This is a genomic window from Micromonospora sp. NBC_01699 (assembly GCF_036250065.1).
Lineage (GTDB): Bacteria > Actinomycetota > Actinomycetes > Mycobacteriales > Micromonosporaceae > Micromonospora_G.
Map to the genome: position 1 here is coordinate 5,908,126 of NZ_CP109199.1, position 18,813 is coordinate 5,926,938.

Genomic DNA, 18,813 nt, shown 5'->3' on the forward strand with positions numbered 1-18,813 from the left:
CGAGCGGGTCGATGGTGGTCGCTTCGACGCTCAGTCGCGCAGTGTCGCGAGCGCCCGCTTCAGATCGTCAGGGTAGTCGCTGACGAAGCGAACCTCTTCGGCCGTACGGGGGTGGAGAAAACTGAGCTCTCGGGCATGCAGCCACTGGCGATCCAGTCCGAGTCTGGCGGAAAGCGTCGGGTCGGCACCGTACGTCAGGTCACCCACGCAGGGGTGACGCAGGGCGGACAGGTGCACCCGGATCTGGTGCGTACGCCCGGTCTCCAGTCGTACGTCGAGCAGGCTCGCCGACGGGAACGCCTCGATCGTGTCGTAGTGGGTGATGCTCGGCTTGCCGTCGGCCATCACCGCCCAGCGCCAGTCGTGGGTCGGGTGCCGGTCGATCGGCGCGTCCACGGTGCCGCGCAGCGGGTCGAGGTGTCCCTGCACCACGGCGTGGTAGCGCTTCTCCACCTCGCGCACCTTGAAGGCCCGCTTGAGCGCGCTGTACGCCTGCTCGCTCTTGGCCACCACCATCACGCCGGTGGTGCCCACGTCGAGCCGGTGCACCACGCCCTGGCGTTCGGCGGCGCCGCTGGTGGCGATGGTGTGGCCGATGCCGGCGAGCCCGCCGATCACGGTCGGGCCGGTCCAGCCGGGGCTGGGGTGGGCGGCGACGCCGACCGGTTTGTCCACCACGACGATGTCGTCGTCGGCGTAGATCACCTGTAGGCCGTCGATGGACTGGGGGACGACCTGCGGCGCGACCGGTGGTGCCGGCAGCGTCACCTCCAGCCAGGATCCGGCGCTGACCTTGTCGGACTTGGGCCGGGGGGTGCCGTCGACCAGCGCGTCGCCGGCCTCGACCAGGGTGGCGGCGACGGTCCGGGAGAGCCCGAACAGGCGGGCGACGGCCTGGTCCAGGCGCATCCCGTCGAGTCCGTCGGGCACCGGCAGCGAGCGCTGGTCACCGACCGCGCGGGCGGGGCCCGAGCCGTACGTGGAGGAGGTCATGACACTTCCCGATCTCGACTGCCCGGTCCGGCGTCCGGATCGCCGGGTGCCGTCCGGGTCTCGGTGGGGGCGTCCCGGTCGGTCCCGTCCGGGGCGCGGTCCGAGCCGCTCCGGACCCGGGTGCCGTCGCGCTGCCGGCCGGTGAGTTCGAGCAGGATCGCCAGGATCACGCCGCTGACCAGGGCGCTGTCAGCGAGGTTGAAGATCGGCCAGGTCTGCCCGTACGGGTCGAAGAGGCTGACCATGTCGACCACGTGCCCGAGGAACGGGCCGGGGGCGCGGAAGATCCGGTCGGTGAAGTTGCCGAGCGCACCGGCGAGCACCAGGCCCAGCGAGATGGCCCAGGGCAGCGAGCGCAGCCGGGTCGCCATCCAGCTGATCCAGCCGACCACCGCGAGGGTGACCAGTGGGAAGACCCAGGTGTAGTCGGAGCCGAGGCCGAACGCCGCGCCGCTGTTGCGGATCAGGGTGAGGTAGACCGCACCGCCGAAGAGCCGGACCGGCTCGCTGGGGGTCAGGGTCGACAGGGCCCACTGTTTGGTGCCGAGGTCGGCGAGCAGGACCAGCACCGCGGTCGCCACGAGGATCGTGATCGCGCGCCGTCGGCCCACCCCCGCCTTCGGTGTGGCGGTGTCGGGCCCGGCGGGGCGTACTGCGGTCATCTGCTCCCCATCGACGTTCAGCGGTACTGCCTCTCACCCATGGCGACGCAGCCCGTCGGCCCGGCGCGGTGGGGGCTGTCCCCCGACCGCGCCGAGCCGGTCGCTCAGCGTCGCTCTTCCAACTGCTTGCAGGAGACACACAGGGTGGCGGACGGGAACGCGGCTAGCCGCTCCACCGGGATCGGGTTGCCGCACTTCTCGCACCAGCCGTAGCCGCCCTCGTCGAGCCGCTCCAGCGCCCGTTCCACCTGCGTGATCCGCTCCAGGATGCTGTTGGCGAGAGAGATCTCCTGCTCCCGCTCGAACGTCTTGGTCCCGGTGTCGGCCTGGTCGTCCCCGGCCGAGTCGGTCAGCCGGTCGCGCTGTAGCTCGGTGATCTCGCTCAGGGTCTGATCGTACTCGGCGCGCAAGTCGTCCCGCCGGGCTGCCAGGGCGGCTCGGATCTTCTCCGTCTCCGCGGTGCTGCGGGTGGCCTTCTCCGCCGACTTGCGTCCCGCTGCGGTCTTGGTGTCAGCTGGCTTCGCCATCGTCGCTCCCTCGGCCGCGTTCCCCGCGGCGATCGGCGGTGCCTGGACCTATCTGTTCCGCGACCCGGAGGTGGGGTCCGGCCGTGCCGTTCGCGGCCACCGTGCCGGTGTCCGAGGCAGGGGCGACCGGTGCCCGTCGGGCCAGCGCCCACTTCGCCAACGTTGCCGGACTGGGCGGTGTGACCGGTGAGACCGACGGTGGGCTACCGGCAGCGGCGGCCGGAGCCGTCCGCGGTACGTCCGGCGTCGGTGTGCGCGCCGGTTGGTCGGCGCCGGAATCCACCGGCGACAACCCGGAATCCGGGGCCGCCCCGCCCGCGGTTTGCGTCCGCTCGGCCATAGCGTCCCCCAGTTGCAAAACGGGCGCGCGGCGGGCCGCCGCGCACTCCGGAGGTTGGCAAGAATACGGAACGTACAGACGTCCGACAACACGCCGCACCGATGTCACGCATTTCAGCCCGGAGTAATCCCTAATCCGGGCAAAAAGAACCTAGCAGATCATCCGTCACGATCGTCCCCACTTTCACCGAACCAGCGGGCCAGTCGCCCGCGCCGGCTGACCGCCCGCAGCCGGCTCTCGGCGGCGTCCCGAACCTGCTCGGTGGCGACCACGAGCAGGCTGTCGCCGACCTTCAACCGGGTGTCCGGAGCGGGTACGAAGCCGGTGCCGTCGCGCAGTACCAGGGTCACCGCCGCGCCGACCGGCAGTCGGAGTTCGTCGATGTGCACCCCGGCGAGTCGGGAACCCGACGGTATCTCCAGTTGCAGCAGGTCGGCGCCCATTCGTTCCAGTGGGGCGGTCTCCACCCGCAGTTCCGCCGCCTCCGCCGGGGCGACCACTCCGAGCCAGCGGGCCACCGGGGCGAGCGTCGAGGTCTGCACCACGGTGAAGATCACCACCAGTACGAACACCGCGTCGAAGAGCCGGTCGGCGCCGGGCATCCGTTCGGAGAGCGGGATGGTCGCCAGCACGATCGGCACCGCCCCGCGCAGCCCGGCCCAGGACAGGAAGACCTGGTCGCGCAGGGCGGTGCCGAACGGTGTCGCGGCGACCGCCACCGACAGCGGCCGGGCCACGAAGACCAGGGCCACCCCGGCGACCACGGCCGGCAGCAGGGCGTGGGCCAGCCGACCGGGCGAGACCAGCAGCCCGAGCAGCACGAACAGCCCGATCTGGGCCAGCCAGGCGAGCCCGTCGGCGAAGCCGAGGATGGACTGGCGGTGCGGCAGCCGGGCGTTGCCCAGGACCACTCCGGCGACGTACACGGCGATGAAGCCGGAGGCGTGCAGCACGGTGCCGGCGCCGTAGGCGAGCACTGTCAAGCCGACCGCGGCGATCGGGTACAGGCCGGACGACGGCAGCGCGGCCCGGCGCAGCGCCCACCGCCCGCCGACGCCGACCCCGAACCCGACCGCCGCGCCGACGATCAGCTCGTAGACGACCAGGAGCGCCTCCTGCCACCACGGGTGGGCGCCGAGCGCCGGGGTGGCGAGCAGAATGACCAGCAGTACCACCGGGGCGTCGTTCATGCCCGACTCGGCCTCGACGGTGGCGACCAGCCGGGGTGGCAGGCGCAGCCGGCGCAGGGTGGCGAAGACCGCCGCCGCGTCGGTCGAGGAGAGCACCGCCCCGTAGAGCAGGGCGAGCCGCCAGTCGAGCCCGAGCAGCAGGTGCACCGCCACCCCGACCACGGCGATGCTGACCACCACGCCGACGGTGGAGAGCAGTACCGAGACGCCGAGCACCGGGCGCAGCAGACTCCACCGGGCGGTCAGGCCGCCCTCGGCGATGATCACGATCAGCGCGCAGAAGCCGAGCACCCGGGTCAGTTCGGCGTCGTCGAACCGGATGCCGAGCCCGGACTCGCCGATCGCCACGCCGATGGCCAGGTAGACGAGCAGGCTGGGCACACCGAGCCGGGTGGAGAGCCGGACCGCGCCGACGGCGATCAACAGCACCGCCGCTCCGACCAGGAGGGCGACGTCGAGGCCGTGCGTCATGCGCGCCCCGCGCGGACGGTCCTCACCCCGGTGCCCCGTCGCGCAGCTGACGCAGGCGGGTTTCCAGTGCCTCGGCCGGGCCGTCGACCAGGAAGAGTTTGTCGCGGCTGGCCGCGCCGGCGCGCAGCACCACGGCGGCCGGACGGACCGCGAGGGCCCGCGCCAGGGCGAGCCGGGCGGCCTCGGTGGCCCGGCCGTCGACGGCCGGCGGGTTGACCGCGATGACCAGGGCGCAGCCGTACGGGCCGGTGAAGGCGCCGCCGACCCGGACCCGGGCGGATCCGGGCTTGACCCGTACGGCGACGGTCACCGGGTGCTGGTTGGCCGAGGTGGAGCCACCGATGGGCACGGTGCCGGTGCTCAGCCGCGGTGGGTGTCGGCGAGCAGCCTGGTGTCCGGCTCGCAGGCGGCGCACGGCGTGAAGCCGAGTTCGACCGCCTCGCCGACCGGCAGCGGCTCGGTTTCCCGGTCGCGCAGGTGCGGGCAGTCGGCCAGGTGGTAGCGCGGCCGGCCGTCGACCACCAGTACGTCCTCGGCCATCCGGGCGATCCGGGCGGCGTCGGCGGGCGCTACGTACTGCGCCGCCGGCTCGTCCGGGTACGGGTCGTCGTCGGTCGGCCCGGTACGGCCGGTGGCCGCTGGCCCGGCTGCCTCGGCCGGTTGCCGCCGGCCGCGGTCGTCGGTGCTCAGCGGGTCGGGCCCACCCTGGTGGTGGCCGCCCTGGTGGGGGACCAGCACCTCGACCGGTGCGTCGAAGCCGGTCGCCCGGTCGTCGAGGTCGAACCGGTCGTCGGGCCGCCGCTCGTAACCACGAGCGCCGGCCGCGGCCCGGCGAGGGTGCGGTTCACCGACACCCTCGCCACCGGCCAGCGGGAGTGACTCCTCGTCGGAGTCACCGGCCCCAGCGCGGATGGCGGCCGCCTGGCGGGCGCCCACCACCAGCGCGACGGCAGCCAACAGGCTCGCCGCGATGGAGGCGATCAGCAGCACGCTCGAACCATTGGCCAGCCCGAGCACGAGCAGCGCGACCGCGACGAGGATGAGCAGGAGACTTCCGACTATCACGGCTCACCCCTCGCCGCATCGTTTCCAGCTGTTGTCGTGTGCTGCGGGCCGAACCCGTACGAGCGGGTCAGCGCCCGGCTTCAAGCGCGCCGGACCTGCTGCCGCCGTAGGAGTTGGCCAGTCCGGCCGCGGCCAGGCTCGCGGATCCGCCACCGGACCGATTGCCGTCGGTCCGGGTCATCTCCGCTTCGAGACCCTGTCCACGTCCGTCGAGGTCCCGCAGCTGGCTCTCCAGGTACGCCTTGAGCCGGGTGCGGTACTCACGCTCGAACTGCTTGAGCTCCTCGATGTGCTTCTGCAAAGCGGTGCGCTTGGCGTCCAGGCCGCCCATGGCCTCCTGGTGGCGCTGGCGCGCGTCCCGCTCAAGGGCGTCGGCCTTGGCCCGCGCCTCGCGGGTGACCTCCTCGGCCTTGGAGCGCGCGTCGGAGAGCAGCTTGTCGGCCTCGCGACGGGCGTCCGACACGTGGTCGTCGGCCGTACGCTGCGCCATCATCAGCACTCGCAGTGCCTGCTGCTCGCCGTCGCCGCCCGCGACCGGGCCACCCTGCGACCGCACCTGCTCCAGCTCGGCCTGCATCGCCCTGGCTGCCTGCTCGGCCGCCGCCTTGTCGCGCTGCACCCGGTCGAGCTGGGCCTTGACGTCGTTCAGCTCGGCGGCCAGTCGCGGGTCGGCGCCCGGGCCGGCTGGTGCGCCGCCACGACCGCCGCGCTCCACCTGGGCGCGAAGCTCATTGTTCTCCTCGATCAGACGGGCGAGCTCTCGCTCGACCTCGTCCAAGAAGGCGTCGACCTCCTCCTCGTCGTACCCCCGCTTGCCGATCGGCGGCTTCTTGAAGGCGACGTTGTGTACGTCAGCCGGGGTCAGCGGCATCGAAACTCCTCGGGTCAGTTGCGGCCGCGTAGCGCGCTGGTCACCGGGTTGTTCACCCGTGGATCAACGGCCTTAACACGAACTCCATCAGCACGAACAGGATAACCAGGAGCACAAGGGAGGCCAGGTCGATGCTCACGGTACCAATTCGCAACGGTGGGATCACACGCCTCAACGCCTTGAGGGGCGGATCAGTGACGCTCCACACCGTTTCGAGTCCTGCTGACGCTCCGCGACTCGGCTGCCAGCGCCGCCCGTATTGCAGGACGGCGCCCAGGACAAATCGGGCCAAAAGAACCAGCAAAAAGACGTAGAGGATCAGGTACAGGACTTGGAACAGGATCGAAGACACGGCAGGCGAGATCCCTCGGTCGGGCTAACTCAGGCTGAAAAACCCACCCTCAGCGATCTTGGCTTTGTCCTCTGCGGTGACCTGGACGTTTGCCGGTGAGAGTAGGAACACCCGGTTGGTCACGCGCTCGATCGTACCGCGCAGCCCGAAGGCCAACCCGGCGGCGAAATCGACCAATCGGCGGGCATCGGCCTCATCCATCTCGGTGAGGTTGATGATCACAGGTACGCCGTCGCGGAAGTGCTCACCGATGGTGCGCGCCTCGCGATAGGTGGTCGGGTGCAGCGTTGTGATCTGGTACCGCTGGTCCTCCTCCGGCGCCACCCGTTCCCGCATCTGCACCTGCGGCGCGAGCGCCAGGTTGTCCCGGGTGTGGTAGGTCAACGCGGAGGACGACTCGGTGGAGTTGGGCCGGGTGATCGACCGGACACTGGCCCGGTCGGTCCGTTCCGGACGCTCGGTCCGCTCCGGCCGCTCGCCGTCGGACCGGTCCGGGTCGCCGGACCGGGCGGTGGCGCGCTCGGAGAGCCGGCCACCCCGATCCGTGGAACGGGCCCGCGGCACCGCCGGTGGCTCGTCCGGCTCGTCGTCCTCGTCGGAGAACTCCTCGGCGTACCGGCTCTGCCGGTAACGCGAGTCGCTGCGGTAGCCGGCCTTGTTGTCGTAGCCGTCGTCGTAGGCCCGCTCGTCATCCTCTTCGACCAGCCCGAGCCAGACCCCCGCCTTGCGCAGTGCACCCATCGCCGCGCCCCTCCGTCCGCCGTGCGACACGCCCCCCGTGCCCATGCCACTGTCACGCGCGTGAACACCGCAAGTGCCCACCGGTCCGAGACCGCTCGCCGACGACCGGTGTCCCGGCCGTCCCCCCAACCCCCCGATGGCGGTGAGTACGCCTCAAACAACACTGTTGTAGTTTGGTGTCCGTTGCCAGGCTACCGCAGCGTGGAACGCATTCCGAGCAACGCGCTACCGACGCGCACATGTGTCGCGCCGTACGCGATCGCCGTCTCCAGGTCGCCGCTCATGCCGGCGGAGAGCAGCCCCGCCGCCGGGTGGTCGACCCGAAACCCGGCCGCCACCTCGGCCAACCGGGCGAACGCGCGCTCCGGCTCCCAGCCCAGCGGTGCCACCGCCATCAGCCCGGCCAGCCGCAACGTGTCGTGCCGGGCGATCTCGGCGGCCACCGGTGACAGTCCCCGGTCGGCGTCGGCACGGTCCGGCAGCGCACCACCGCGCTCGGCGTCGCCATCCAGGCTGACCTGGACCAACGCGGCCAGCGGCCGGTCCCGGAGCCGGTCCGCGGCGGTGGCCAGGGCGCCCGCCAGACGCACGCTGTCGACCGAATGGACCAGGTCGGCGTACGTGACCACCGAACGGGCCTTGTTGCGCTGCAATTGGCCCACGAAGTGCCAGCGAACGTCCACTCCGGCGGCCGCCACCTCGGCCGCCTTCGGCGCGGCCTCCTGATCCCGGTTCTCGCCCAGCTCCCGTACGCCGAGCCCGGCCAGCAACAAAGCGTCACTGGCCGGGTACGTCTTGGTAACGGCGATCATGGTGACCGCGTCCCGGGTACGACCTGCGGCCTCGGCCGCGTCGGCGATCCGGGCCCGGGTGCGGGCCAGGCTGGCCGCGAGTTGCGCGCGACGGTCGAGCTGCGCCGCGCTGGCTGGTGCGTTCATCGGGCCGGCTCAGGAACCGTTCTTGAGGAAGTCCGGCACGTCCACGTCGTCGAACAGCACCCGGCGGGTCGACTGGGTCGGCGCGGGCGGCGTGTTCTGGACGCTCGACGTCGAACCGTGGGCGACCGCGGGCTGCGCCTGCGGCTGCGACTGATTCACCTTGCGCGGCGGCTCGGCGGCCTTGTACGAGGGCGTACCGCCGTCGAACCCGGCCGCTATCACGGTCACCCGGACCTCGTCGCCGAGCGCGTCGTCGATCACCGCGCCGAAGATGATGTTGGCGTCCGGGTGGGCCGCGTCGGTGACCAGTTGCGCCGCGTCGTTGATCTCGAACAGACCGAGGTCCGACCCGCCGGCGATGGAGAGCAGTACGCCGCGCGCGCCGTCCATGCTCTGCTCCAGCAGCGGGCTGGAGATGGCCGCCTCGGCCGCCTCCACCGCCCGGTTGTCCCCGCGCGCGCTGCCGATGCCCATCAGGGCGCTGCCGGCGCCGCTCATCACGCTCTTGACGTCGGCGAAGTCCAGGTTGATCAGACCGGGCGTGGTGATCAGGTCGGTGATGCCCTGCACACCGGAGAGCAGCACCTGGTCGGCCTGGCGGAAGGCGTCCATCATGCTGATCCCCCGGTCGCCCAGGGCGAGCAGCCGGTCGTTCGGGATCACGATCAGGGTGTCGCACTGGTTGCGGAGTTCTTCTATTCCCGCCTCGGCCTGCACCTGCCGGCGCTTGCCCTCGAACGAGAACGGGCGGGTCACCACGCCGATGGTCAGCGCGCCGAGCTTGCGGGCGATGTTCGCCACCACCGGCGCGCCGCCGGTGCCCGTACCGCCGCCCTCACCGCAGGTCACGAAGACCATGTCGGCGCCCTTGAGCACCTCCTCGATCTCGTCGCGGTGGTCCTCGGCGGCGTTCTTGCCGACGTCCGGGTTGGCGCCCGCGCCCAGTCCCCGGGTCAGCTCCCGGCCGACGTCGAGCTTGACGTCGGCGTCACTCATCAGCAGGGCCTGGGCGTCGGTGTTGATCGCGATGAACTCGACGCCCTTGAGCCCAACCTCGATCATCCGGTTGACGGCGTTGACGCCGCCGCCACCGATGCCGACGACCTTGATGACCGCCAGGTAGTTGTGCGGAGGTGTCATCGGGGTCCTTTCCCTTCGAGATTGGCGGCGCCGGCCCGTCACGCGGCCCGGCCGGATCATGGTCGACATCCACCCCCGGTACGAGCGGGCGAAGCGAAACTCTAACCCTCTACTAGAGAGTTATAGTTATGTCAACCACTGATCCTCTCCGGGCAACGTAGGCGTCCGTGCGCCGTCAACCAAGGACCCACCCCGGCGTGTCGCCACGCCCGTCCACAATCGCACCGACCGCACCACCCGGCGGCTCAGCGGATGGTCACCACGTCCGGCGAGCTGACATCGATGGTGTCGCTGTCGTGTCCGAGCAGCGCGGTGGCCACCGTCGCCTTGTCGCCGCTGCGCGCCGAGTCGCCCCAGACCACCGTACGGTCGCCGCGCAGCTTGACCAGGATCCGCGCCGGCCCCTCCACCGCGACCTCGACCAGCTGCTCGCTCAACTGCGGGGTCAGCGCGGCCAGCACCTGCAACGCCGCCCGGGTCGCGGGGTCACCGCCGCCCGGCGATCCGACCCGGACCAGCGGCAGACCGGCCGGCCGCTGCGGCAGCGTCCGGAACACCACCCCCGCACCGTCCACCACGGCGAACTGCCGGCCCTGCGGCACCACCGCCACCGCTGTCCGCTCGACCACCTCGACCAACAGCGTGCCCGGCCACTGTCGGGACACCGTCACCCGCTCCACCGGCGCCAGCCCGCCGACCCGGTCGCGCACCTCGGCCAGGTCCACCCTGGCCAGCGGCCGCCCGACCGGCACCCCGGCGGCCTCGCGTACCTGCTCCGGGGTGGTCAGCGCGGTGCCGGTCACCCGCAGCTCGCCGACCCCGAACAGCGAGGTGCCGTAGACGACCCAGACGACCAGGGCGGCGAGCACCAGCACCCCGCCCACGCCGGCCCAGGGCAGCGCCGCGCGCAGCCGCCGCTGCCGGGCCCGGCGCATGAACCGCCGGGCCGACGGGGGCACCGCGTCACTGCCCGCCCGGACCAGCCGCCAACGCCGCTCGGCACCGCCCCGACCGGTCGCGCCGGGGCCGGCGGAGGCACCACCGCCGGAGCCGGCGGCCCGGCCGCGCGGCGGCGTACCCGGCGTCACGCGCCGGGTGGAGTCGATCCGGCCGCCCCGGGCGCCACGACCGCGTCCCGGACGTCGTCGGCCGCCGGCCCACCGGCGAGCGCGGCGAGCAGTTCGTCGCCCATCAGCGAGATCGGCGGCGCGCCCATGGTCACCACCACGTCGCCCCGACCGGCCCGCCGGACCACCTCGGCCGGCACGTCCGCCCAGGACTCAAGGAAGATCTTCCGGTCCGCCGGCAGCGGCACGGCCGCGGTCAGCGCCGCCGCACCCTCCCCCGGCTGGCGTACCTCGCCGGGGCCGAAGACCTCCAGCATCACCACCTCGTCGGCGATGCCGAGCGCGGCGGCGAGCTGGTCCTGGAGGTCGCGGGTGCGGTAGACCCGGTACGGCTGGAAGACCACCACCAGGCGCCCGTCGCCGGCCACCTCGCGAAGGGTCTGTAGGGACGCGGTCATCGAGGTCGGGTGGTAGGCGTACTCGTCGTAGACCAGGACGCCGCCGACGACGCCCTTGCGCTCGAACCGGCGGCGTACGCCGGGGAACGTCCCGAGGGCGGTCACCGCCGCCGACACCGGCAGGCCCAGCTTCAGCGCGGTCAGCACCGTGGCGGCACTGTTGAGGGCGAGGTGCTTGCCGGGCACCGGTAGCCGGATCTCGCCCAGCGACACACCGTCCAGGGTGGCCTGGTAGCGCGCCCCGGCGGCGGACGAGACCACCTCGGACAGCCGCAGGTCGGCGTCGGCCGCCAGCCCGTACGTGTAGACCGTGCGACCCTCCGCGCGCAGCGCCCCGGCCAGCCGGTGGGTGCCCGGGTCGTCGGCGCAGACGACGACGAACCCGTCCGGGTCGGTCAGTCGGGCGAACTCGCCGAAGCCGGCCTCCAGTCCGGCGTAGTCGCCGTACGTGTTGAGGTGGTCCTCGTCGATGTTGGTGATGATCGAGACGTACGGCCGGTAGCGCAGGAACGAGCGGTCGCTCTCGTCGGCCTCGGCGACGAAGTACTGCCCGCTGCCGTGGTGGCCGTTCGAGCCCACCTCGGAGATCTCGCCACCGATCACGAAGGACGGATCCTCGCCGGCCTGCTGAAGGATCAACGTGAGCATCGAGGTGGTGGTGGTCTTGCCGTGGGTGCCGGCGACGGCGATCGCCCGCCGCCCGGTCATCGCCGCGGCCAGCGCCTCGGACCGGTGCAGCACCCGCAGCCCGCGCCGGTGTGCCTCGACCATCTCCAGGTGGTCCTGCGGGATGGCGGTGGAGTAGACCACCGTGTCGACCCCGTCGAGGTTGGCCGCGTCGTGGGTCATGTGGATGGTGCCGCCGAGGGCGCGCAGGGAGGCCAGCGCCGGCCACTCCCGCAACTCGCTGCCGGAGACGGATATGCCCCGGGTGAGCAGCAGGCGGGCCACCCCGCTCATCCCGATCCCACCGATCCCGATCAGGTGTACGGTGCCCAGGTCCTCGGCGGCCACCGTACCGGCCGGACTGGACTGCGCGGTGTTCATAGGACCAACCTTCTCTTTCGCGGTGTCCCCGGTCACCGGGTCACCGCCTCGTAAACGAAGTCGAGCAACGCCTCGTCGCCGTCGCGCCGGCCGTAGCTCGCGACCGCGGCGCTCATCGCGGCCAGCCGGCGCGGGTCCCGGGCCAGCGGCAGTACGTTCTGCTCGACCCAGCCCGGGGTCAGCTCACCGTCGTCGACGAGCAGGCCGCCGCCGGCCTCGACCACCGGCAGCGCGTTGCGCTTCTGCTCCTGGTTGCTGTGCGGGTACGGCACGTAGACCGCCGGCAGCCCGATCGCGGCCACCTCGGCGACCGTCATCGCGCCGCCCCGGCAGAGCATCAGGTCGGCGGCGGCGTAGCCGAGTTCCATCTCCGACAGGTAGGGCAGCGTCACGTACGGCACCGGCAGGTCGGTGGGGACCGAGACGCCCTCGTTGCGGGCGCCGATCACGTGCAGTACCTGCACCCCGGCGCGGGCGAGCTCCTTGGCCGCCCCGGAGACGGCCAGGTTGATCGAGCGGGCGCCCTGGGAGCCGCCGGAGACGAAGAGCGTGGGCAGGTCGGGTCGGAGCCCGAAGTGGGCCCGTGCGGCGGCCCGCTGGCCCACCCGGTCCAGCGCGGTGATCCCCCGGCGCAGCGGTACGCCGACCACCCGGGCGTCGCGCAGCGACTCGGCCTGCTGTGGCTGGTGCGGGAAGCCCACCGCCACGTGCTTGGTGAACTTCATCCCGAGCCGGTTGGCCACCCCCGGCGGCACGTTCACCTCGTGGATCACGATCGGCAGCTCCCGCCGCCAGGCGGCCAGGTACGCCGGCACCGAGACGTAGCCGCCGAAGCCGACCACCACGTCCGCCCGGACCTCGTCGAGCACCCTGCCGGCCGCCCGGGACGCCTTCAGCATCCGGTCCGGGGTACGCAGCAGGTTCAGGTTCATCGACCGGGGCAGCTGGTACGCCGGGATCTGGCGCAGTTCGTACCCGTGCGGGGGGATGAGTTCGTTCTCCAGCCCGCGGGGCGTACCCACGCAGGTGATCCGTACTCCCGGGTCGTGACGGCGCAGGCAGTCGGCAAAGGCCAGCAGCGGGTAGATATGCCCCCCGGTGCCACCTCCGGCAAGCACTACCGACCGCAGCGGACCCATCAGCGTCTCCTCTCGTTCGCCGAGCCGGCACGCTCCCGTGCCGCCCGACCACCCGCCGCCCGGCCGGCCTCCGGCCGGGCCTGCCCGTCGCGCCGCTTACCCGATCGCGACTGGGGATCACGGGCGGCAGCGCCGGGACTGGTCCCCGGGCGCCGGCCCGTGGAAAGCGGTGGCAACGGGGCCCAGACTAGTCGTACCCATCGGGCCGGCGGGCGGGCGTTCAGGGCTCGGGCCGCGTCCGGTTCGGCGCGGGCGAACGAGGCGAGCATGCCGATCGCGGCGAGGGTCACCACCAGGGCACTTCCGCCGTCGGAGATGAACGGCAGCGGCAGGCCGGTGATCGGCAGCATCCCGGTGACCCCGCCGACGTTGATGATCGCCTGGCTGACCAGCCAGGTGGTCGCGGCGGCGGCGGCGAGCCGCCGGAACGGGTCGTCCACCCGGCGGGCGATCCGCAGGCCGCTGTAGGCCAGCACGGCGAACAGGGCGAGCACGACAACGCAGCCGACGACGCCCAGTTCCTCGGCGACGACGGCGAAGATGAAGTCGTTGTGCGCCATCGGCAGCCAGTCCCACTTGGCGGTGCCCCGGCCCAGGCCGACCCCGAACCAGCCGCCGTGGTCGATCGCGAGGCGGGCCTCCCGCAGCTGGTAGCAGGCGTCCTCGTCGCAGTTGGGCGGCGGGTTCAGGAATGCGGTGAGCCGCAGCAGGCGGTAGTTGTCGGCGTTCGCGGTGCCGGACCCGCCGCCACGGGAGGCGGCGGCGATCAGCAGTCCGACGCCGGCCAGCCCGAGCGCGGACAGGGCGGCGAAGACCCGCATCCGGACCCCGGCCGCCCAGAGCAGGCCGACGACCACGGCGAGCAGGCAGAGCATGGTGCCGAGGTCGTTGTAGCCGACCAGCAGGAAGAGCAGGCCGATCACCGGGAACAGCGGCAGGGCCAGTTCGCGCCAGTAGCCCAGCGCGGCGCCCTTGCGGACGATCAGGTCGGCTCCCCAGAGCACCAGCCCGAACTTGGCCAGTTCCGAGGGTTGCACCTGCACCGGGCCGAGGTGCAGCCAGTTCAGGCTGGCCACCAACGGGCCGAGCTTGCCCGTCTTGTCGTCGGGATCCCCGAACGGGAACAGCAGCAGTAGCCCGTTGAGCACCAGCAGCAGGGCGACCGCCAGGCCGAGCACCGGCGGGCCGACCGCGCGGAAGGTCCGGGCCGGTAGCCGTTGGCAGGCCCAGAAGGCGACCAGCCCGATCACCGCGAAGACGGTCTGTTTGGCCAGCGCGCCGAAGGCGTTGCCGCCCTCGGCGTACTCGGTGACGCTGGTGGCGGAGAAGACCATGGTCAGGCCGATCACCAGCAGCAGGCCGGCGCTGGACAGCAGCAGGTAGTAGGAGGCCAGCGGGCGGTCGAGCAGGCCGCGCAGGGCGGCCAGGCCGCCGGCGAGGTCGAGGTCGCCCGGTCCCGGTCGCACCGGTCCCGGCCGCGTCGGTTTCGGCGCGGACAACCCCGTCGTACGCCCGGAGGCGACGGTCTGCCGCGGATGTTCGCCCGTCATCTCGCCGGCCCCCGGGCCCCACCCAGCGCAGTCATCGGCCCATCATCGACGCTCGCCGTACCGGGTCGGCGCAGGCGGACGGTCGGCGTGTCGGATCCGGGCCGGTCGTGGGTGGTCCGGATCGACCGGGTACGCGTCGAGCCGTACCGGTGCGGCGGGCGGCCCGACGACCCTGTCGGTCGGGCCGCCCGCCGGCCCGGATCAGCTCATCGCGGCGAGGAAATCGCTGTAGAACAGGCCGAGAGCGATCGCGACCCCGATTCCGGCGATGATCCAGAAACGGACCACGATATTGACCTCGCTCCACCCGGCGAGTTCGAAGTGGTGTTGCAGCGGGGACATCCGGAACACGCGTTTGCCCGTGGTACGGAACGAGATGATCTGGATCACCACCGACATCGTGATGATCACGAAGAGGCCACCGATGATCGGCAGCAGCAGCACGGTACGGGTGGACATCGCCATGCCACCGATCAAGCCGCCCAGGCCGAGCGCCCCGGTGTCGCCCATGAAGATCCGTGCCGGCGAGGTGTTCCACCAGAGGAAGCCGACACAGGCGCCGGCCGCCGCCCCGGCTATCAGGGCGATCTCCAGCGGGTCGCGTACCTCGTAGCAGTAGGTCGAGGGTTTGATCTTGTAGTCGGGGTCGGCGCACCAGTGCCGGTACTGCCAGAACGCAATCAGCGCGTACGCGGCGAGCACCATCACCGAGGCCCCGGTGGCCAGACCGTCGAGCCCGTCGGTCAGGTTCACCCCGTTGGTCGAGGCCATCACCACGAAGATGAAGATGATCACCGAGACGATCTTGCCGACTTCGAGCGCGTTGATGTCCCGGATGAAGGAGAGCGTGGTGGAACCCACGGTCTGCCCGTTGGTGCTGGGGAAGTAGAGCGCGATCACCCCGAACACCGCGCCGACCAGGATCTGCCCCAGCAGCTTGCCGCGCTTGTTCAACCCGGCGCTGTTGCGCTTGCGGACCTTCAGGAAGTCGTCGATGAAACCGACCGCGCCGGCGAAGACCATCAGGCCCAGCAGCACCAGCGCGGTGATGGTCGGTTGCACCTGGGCGATCTGCTGGCTCGGCAGGGTGGTCAGGGCCAGGTGACCGGCGACGTACGCGATCACGGTGGCGATGATGAACACCACCCCGCCCATGGTCGGGGTGCCCTTCTTGCCCTGGTGCATGATCGGGCCCTCGGCCCGGATCGGCTGGCCCGCCTTGAGCCGGGTGAACACCTTGATCGCCAGCGGGGTGGCGAAGAGCGACACCAGGAAGGCCACGCCGATGGCGACGATGACCGCCCTCACGCGTCAACCCCTCCGGCGCCGTTCCCGCTCCCGTTCGCGGCGTCGGCGCGCAACGCGTCGACCACCTCCCAGGTGCGGTAGCGCGAGCCCTTCACCAGGACCACGTCGCCGGGGCGCAGTTGGGCCCGTACCGTGGCCACCGCCTCCGCCTGATCGGACACCAGCACCGACATTCCTCCCCAAGTACTCACCGCCGACGCCCCGTGGTGGATCGGCGCCGCCGAGTCACCAACCACGAAGAGCCGGTCGACGCCCAGATCGGCCGCGAGCCGGCCGACCTCATCATGTCCCTGCTGCTCGAACTCGCCGAGCTCGGCCATGTAGCCGAGCACCGCGATGGTCCTCCGGTCCCGGCCGAACTCGGCCAGCGCACGCAGCGCCGCCGACATCGACGCGGGATTCGCGTTGTACGAGTCGTCGATGACCGTCACCCCGTCGGGGCGGTCGAAGACGTCCATCCGGCGGGTCGACACCAGCCGCAGCTCACCCAGTGCGCCGGCCAGGTCGGCCGGTGGCAGTCCCACCTCAAGCGCCACGGCCGCCGCCGCGAGCGCGTTGCCGACCTGGTGGCGCCCGGACAGCCCGAGTCGGACCGGTCGGCTCCCGTCCGGCGTGACCAGCACGAACGAGGCCCGGCCCCGGTCGTCCAGGCTCACCCCGGTGGCCCGTACGTCGGCGTCGTCGGCCTCACCGACCAGCACCACCCTGGCCGTGGTCCGGGAGGCCATCGCCCGTACCCGTGGGTCGTCGGCGTTGAGCACGGCGACCCCGCCGTCGGCCGCGGCCGGCAACGCCTCGACCAGCTCGCCCTTTGCCTGCGCGATCGCCTCGACCGAGCCGAACTCGCCGACGTGGGCGACCCCGACGTTGAGCACCACGGCGATCCGCGGCGGGACCACCCGGGTCAGGTAGCGCACGTGGCCGGGGCCACGGGCACCCTTCTCCAGCACCAGGAAACGGGTCGACTCGTCGGCCTGCAAAGCCGTGTACGGATGCCCCAGCTCGTTGTTGAACGAACCGGGCGGCGCCACCGTCGGGCCGAGCCGGGCGACGAGCTGCGCGATCAGGTCCTTGGTGCTGGTCTTGCCGGAGGATCCGGTCAGCCCGATCACGGTCAGCTCCGGCAGCCGGTCCACCACCGTACGGGCCAGCGGGCCCATCGCGGTCAGCGCGTCGGGGACCAGCACCATCGGCACCCCGGCGATCTCACGGGTGCCGAGCACCGCGACCGCGCCCGCCTGCACGGCTGCGGCGGCGTAGTCGTGGCCGTCGACGTGCTCACCGGGGAAGGCGACGAACAACGATCCGGGCCGGACCCGGCGGGAGTCGAACTCGACCGGGCCGGTGACCAGGGTCGCCGGGTCGGCCCCGACCAGCCGCCCGTCGACCGCCGTGGCCACCTCGGCCAACGTGAGGGCGATCATCGCTGCCCCACCAGGTGACCGAAGCGGGCGGTCAGCGCGGCAGCCAGCTCGACCTTGTCGTCGAACGGGAACACCTGGCCGGCGACCTCCTGCCCGCGCTCGTGGCCCTTGCCCAGCAGTGCGATCACGTCACCGGGCTCGGCCAGCCGTACCGCCTCGTCGATCGCGGCCCGCCGTCCGGCGAGTTCCAGGATCCGGGCGTCGGCGCCGGCCTGCCGCGCGCCCCGGACCACGTCGGCCCGGATCGCGGCCGGGTCCTCGGTACGCGGGTTGTCGTCGGTGACGACCACCAGGTCGGCGCCGTGCGCGGCGGCCGCCCCCATCACCGGCCGTTTCTGCTTGTCCCGGTCACCACCGGCGCCGATCAGGCAGATCACCCGGCCACCTCCCATGGTCAGTTCGCGCAGCGCGGCGAGTACGGCGACCACCGCGTCCGGTTTGTGGGCGTAGTCGACCACCCCGCGCACCGGGCCGGGCGCCTCGACCAGCTCCAGCCGGCCCGGCACTCCGGGACAGGCGGCCACGCCGGCCGCCGCGGTCGCCGGGTCGACCCCGGCGGCGACCAGCATGGCGAGGGCAAGCAGCGCGTTGGCCACGTTGTGCCGGCCGGGCAGCGCCACGGTGGTGTCCAGGGTCAGCCCGTCCGGGCCGAGGGCGGTGAACCGCTGGGCGTAGCCGGAGCCGCTGATCGCGGTGGCCCGCCAGGTGGCGTCCGGGTCACCGGCGGCGGAGTAACTCACCGTGGCCGGCTTGAACAGCGGGCGCAGCGCGGGCTCGTCGAGGTTGAGCACCTCGACGTCGCACCGGCCGTCGAACAGCCGCGCCTTGGCGGCGAAGTAGTCGTCCGCGTCGGCGTGGAAGTCGAGGTGGTCCTGGCCGAAGTTGGTGTAGCCGCCGGCGGTGAACCGGACCCCGCCGACCCGGCCCATGGCCAGCGCGTGACTGGAAACCTCCATCACCACGGCGGTCACCCCGCGCTCCAGGGCGGCGGCGAGCATGGCGTGCAGGTCGGTGGCCTCCGGGGTGGTCCGGACGCTGTCCAGCCGCAGGTCGCCGAGGCGGGTCTCGACGGTGCCGATCAGGCCGGTGACGTGCCCGGCCGCCCGCAGGCCGGACTCGACCAGGTACGCGGTGGAGGTCTTGCCAGCGGTGCCGGTGATGCCGATCATGATCAGTCCGGCGGTGGGCTCCCCGTAGACCGCGGCGGCCACGGTGCCGAGCACCGCGCGCGGGTCCGGTACGACCAGCACCGGCAGTCCGGCGGCGACCGCCGCGGGCGCCCCCGCCGGATCGGTCAGTACGGCCACCGCGCCCGCCGCGACCACCGCCGGGACGAACTCGGCCCCGTGTCGGCGCGATCCGGGCAGCGCCGCGTAGAGATCACCGGGCCGGACCTCGTTGCTGGCGTGGGTCACCCCGGTCACTGCCAGGGAGGAGTCGTCGGGCGGTTGGATCCCGAGCCGGTCGGCGAGTTCGCGGAGCCGGATCGGAATCACCGTGCGTGGACGTGGATTGCCGGGCACGGCGTCA

At 72.3% G+C, this 18,813-nt stretch carries 18 protein-coding genes; all 18 read right to left on the minus strand.

The window, feature by feature from the left end; genetic code table 11:
* Nucleotides 1-30 precede the first annotated feature (30 nt).
* A complete protein-coding gene (locus OG792_RS23885; RefSeq protein ID WP_329102438.1) occupies nt 31-993 on the minus strand; it encodes an RluA family pseudouridine synthase in 963 nt (320 codons plus the stop codon).
* Nucleotides 990-1,655 (minus strand): signal peptidase II, encoded by a 666-nt coding sequence (lspA, locus tag OG792_RS23890; RefSeq protein WP_329102440.1) that lies wholly within the window; start codon nt 1,653-1,655, stop codon nt 990-992. Before lspA ends, OG792_RS23885 begins: the two co-directional genes overlap by 4 nt.
* A 104-nt stretch (nt 1,656-1,759) precedes the next feature.
* Nucleotides 1,760-2,182: a TraR/DksA family transcriptional regulator gene (locus OG792_RS23895; RefSeq protein ID WP_329102442.1), complete on the minus strand. Its 423-nt coding sequence runs from the start codon at nt 2,180-2,182 to the stop codon at nt 1,760-1,762.
* Between the two features lie 498 nt (nt 2,183-2,680).
* On the minus strand, nt 2,681-4,183 hold the full coding sequence (locus OG792_RS23900; protein ID WP_329102444.1) for a potassium/proton antiporter: 1,503 nt from the start codon (nt 4,181-4,183) through the stop codon (nt 2,681-2,683).
* 22 nt (nt 4,184-4,205) lie between these two features.
* Nucleotides 4,206-4,532, minus strand: a complete 327-nt coding sequence (locus OG792_RS23905; protein WP_329102446.1) for a DUF167 domain-containing protein — start codon at nt 4,530-4,532, stop codon at nt 4,206-4,208.
* A gap of 11 nt (nt 4,533-4,543) precedes the next feature.
* A complete protein-coding gene (locus OG792_RS23910; protein WP_329102448.1) occupies nt 4,544-5,248 on the minus strand; it encodes a hypothetical protein in 705 nt (234 codons plus the stop codon).
* 67 nt (nt 5,249-5,315) lie between these two features.
* A complete protein-coding gene (locus tag OG792_RS23915; RefSeq protein ID WP_121155746.1) occupies nt 5,316-6,119 on the minus strand; it encodes a DivIVA domain-containing protein in 804 nt (267 codons plus the stop codon).
* Nucleotides 6,120-6,171: 52 nt separating this feature from the next.
* On the minus strand, nt 6,172-6,471 hold the full coding sequence (locus tag OG792_RS23920) for a YggT family protein (RefSeq protein WP_329102454.1): 300 nt from the start codon (nt 6,469-6,471) through the stop codon (nt 6,172-6,174).
* Between the two features lie 24 nt (nt 6,472-6,495).
* Nucleotides 6,496-7,212: a cell division protein SepF gene (locus OG792_RS23925; protein WP_329102456.1), complete on the minus strand. Its 717-nt coding sequence runs from the start codon at nt 7,210-7,212 to the stop codon at nt 6,496-6,498.
* Nucleotides 7,213-7,403: 191 nt separating this feature from the next.
* The gene (locus tag OG792_RS23930; protein ID WP_329102457.1) at nt 7,404-8,150 is read right to left on the minus strand and encodes a YggS family pyridoxal phosphate-dependent enzyme; all 747 of its coding nucleotides are present in this window, start codon (nt 8,148-8,150) and stop codon (nt 7,404-7,406) included.
* 9 nt (nt 8,151-8,159) lie between these two features.
* A complete protein-coding gene (gene ftsZ, locus OG792_RS23935; RefSeq protein ID WP_329102459.1) occupies nt 8,160-9,290 on the minus strand; it encodes a cell division protein FtsZ in 1,131 nt (376 codons plus the stop codon).
* A gap of 245 nt (nt 9,291-9,535) precedes the next feature.
* Nucleotides 9,536-10,273, minus strand: coding sequence for a cell division protein FtsQ/DivIB (locus OG792_RS23940; RefSeq protein ID WP_329111396.1), 738 nt, complete (start codon nt 10,271-10,273; stop codon nt 9,536-9,538).
* A 101-nt stretch (nt 10,274-10,374) separates the two neighbouring features.
* Nucleotides 10,375-11,862, minus strand: a complete 1,488-nt coding sequence (gene murC, locus OG792_RS23945) for a UDP-N-acetylmuramate--L-alanine ligase (protein WP_442932299.1) — start codon at nt 11,860-11,862, stop codon at nt 10,375-10,377.
* A 32-nt stretch (nt 11,863-11,894) separates the two neighbouring features.
* Nucleotides 11,895-13,001 carry an undecaprenyldiphospho-muramoylpentapeptide beta-N-acetylglucosaminyltransferase gene (gene murG / locus OG792_RS23950; protein WP_329102461.1) on the minus strand — a complete coding sequence of 369 codons (1,107 nt, stop codon included), beginning with the start codon at nt 12,999-13,001 and terminating at the stop codon, nt 11,895-11,897.
* Complete coding sequence (locus tag OG792_RS23955; RefSeq protein WP_442932300.1) at nt 13,001-14,551, minus strand: FtsW/RodA/SpoVE family cell cycle protein; 1,551 nt, start codon at nt 14,549-14,551, stop codon at nt 13,001-13,003. Before OG792_RS23955 ends, murG begins: the two co-directional genes overlap by 1 nt.
* A gap of 201 nt (nt 14,552-14,752) precedes the next feature.
* Nucleotides 14,753-15,859 (minus strand): phospho-N-acetylmuramoyl-pentapeptide-transferase, encoded by a 1,107-nt coding sequence (gene mraY / locus OG792_RS23960; RefSeq protein WP_329102463.1) that lies wholly within the window; start codon nt 15,857-15,859, stop codon nt 14,753-14,755.
* Nucleotides 15,856-17,283 carry a UDP-N-acetylmuramoyl-tripeptide--D-alanyl-D-alanine ligase gene (locus tag OG792_RS23965; RefSeq protein ID WP_329102465.1) on the minus strand — a complete coding sequence of 476 codons (1,428 nt, stop codon included), beginning with the start codon at nt 17,281-17,283 and terminating at the stop codon, nt 15,856-15,858. Before OG792_RS23965 ends, mraY begins: the two co-directional genes overlap by 4 nt.
* Nucleotides 17,280-18,806: a UDP-N-acetylmuramoyl-L-alanyl-D-glutamate--2,6-diaminopimelate ligase gene (locus tag OG792_RS23970; protein WP_329102466.1), complete on the minus strand. Its 1,527-nt coding sequence runs from the start codon at nt 18,804-18,806 to the stop codon at nt 17,280-17,282. Before OG792_RS23970 ends, OG792_RS23965 begins: the two co-directional genes overlap by 4 nt.
* Nucleotides 18,807-18,813 lie beyond the last annotated feature (7 nt).

Coding starts and splice junctions, on each gene's coding strand:
- OG792_RS23885 (WP_329102438.1), bottom strand. CDS start 993: ATGACCTCCTCCACGTACGGCTCGGGCCCCGCCCGCGCGGTCGGTGAC.
- lspA (WP_329102440.1), bottom strand. CDS start 1,655: ATGACCGCAGTACGCCCCGCCGGGCCCGACACCGCCACACCGAAGGCG.
- OG792_RS23895 (WP_329102442.1), bottom strand. CDS start 2,182: ATGGCGAAGCCAGCTGACACCAAGACCGCAGCGGGACGCAAGTCGGCG.
- OG792_RS23900 (WP_329102444.1), bottom strand. CDS start 4,183: ATGACGCACGGCCTCGACGTCGCCCTCCTGGTCGGAGCGGCGGTGCTG.
- OG792_RS23915 (WP_121155746.1), bottom strand. CDS start 6,119: ATGCCGCTGACCCCGGCTGACGTACACAACGTCGCCTTCAAGAAGCCG.
- OG792_RS23925 (WP_329102456.1), bottom strand. CDS start 7,212: ATGGGTGCACTGCGCAAGGCGGGGGTCTGGCTCGGGCTGGTCGAAGAG.
- OG792_RS23930 (WP_329102457.1), bottom strand. CDS start 8,150: ATGAACGCACCAGCCAGCGCGGCGCAGCTCGACCGTCGCGCGCAACTC.
- ftsZ (WP_329102459.1), bottom strand. CDS start 9,290: ATGACACCTCCGCACAACTACCTGGCGGTCATCAAGGTCGTCGGCATC.
- murC (WP_442932299.1), bottom strand. CDS start 11,862: ATGAACACCGCGCAGTCCAGTCCGGCCGGTACGGTGGCCGCCGAGGAC.
- murG (WP_329102461.1), bottom strand. CDS start 13,001: ATGGGTCCGCTGCGGTCGGTAGTGCTTGCCGGAGGTGGCACCGGGGGG.
- OG792_RS23955 (WP_442932300.1), bottom strand. CDS start 14,551: ATGACGGGCGAACATCCGCGGCAGACCGTCGCCTCCGGGCGTACGACG.
- OG792_RS23965 (WP_329102465.1), bottom strand. CDS start 17,283: ATGATCGCCCTCACGTTGGCCGAGGTGGCCACGGCGGTCGACGGGCGG.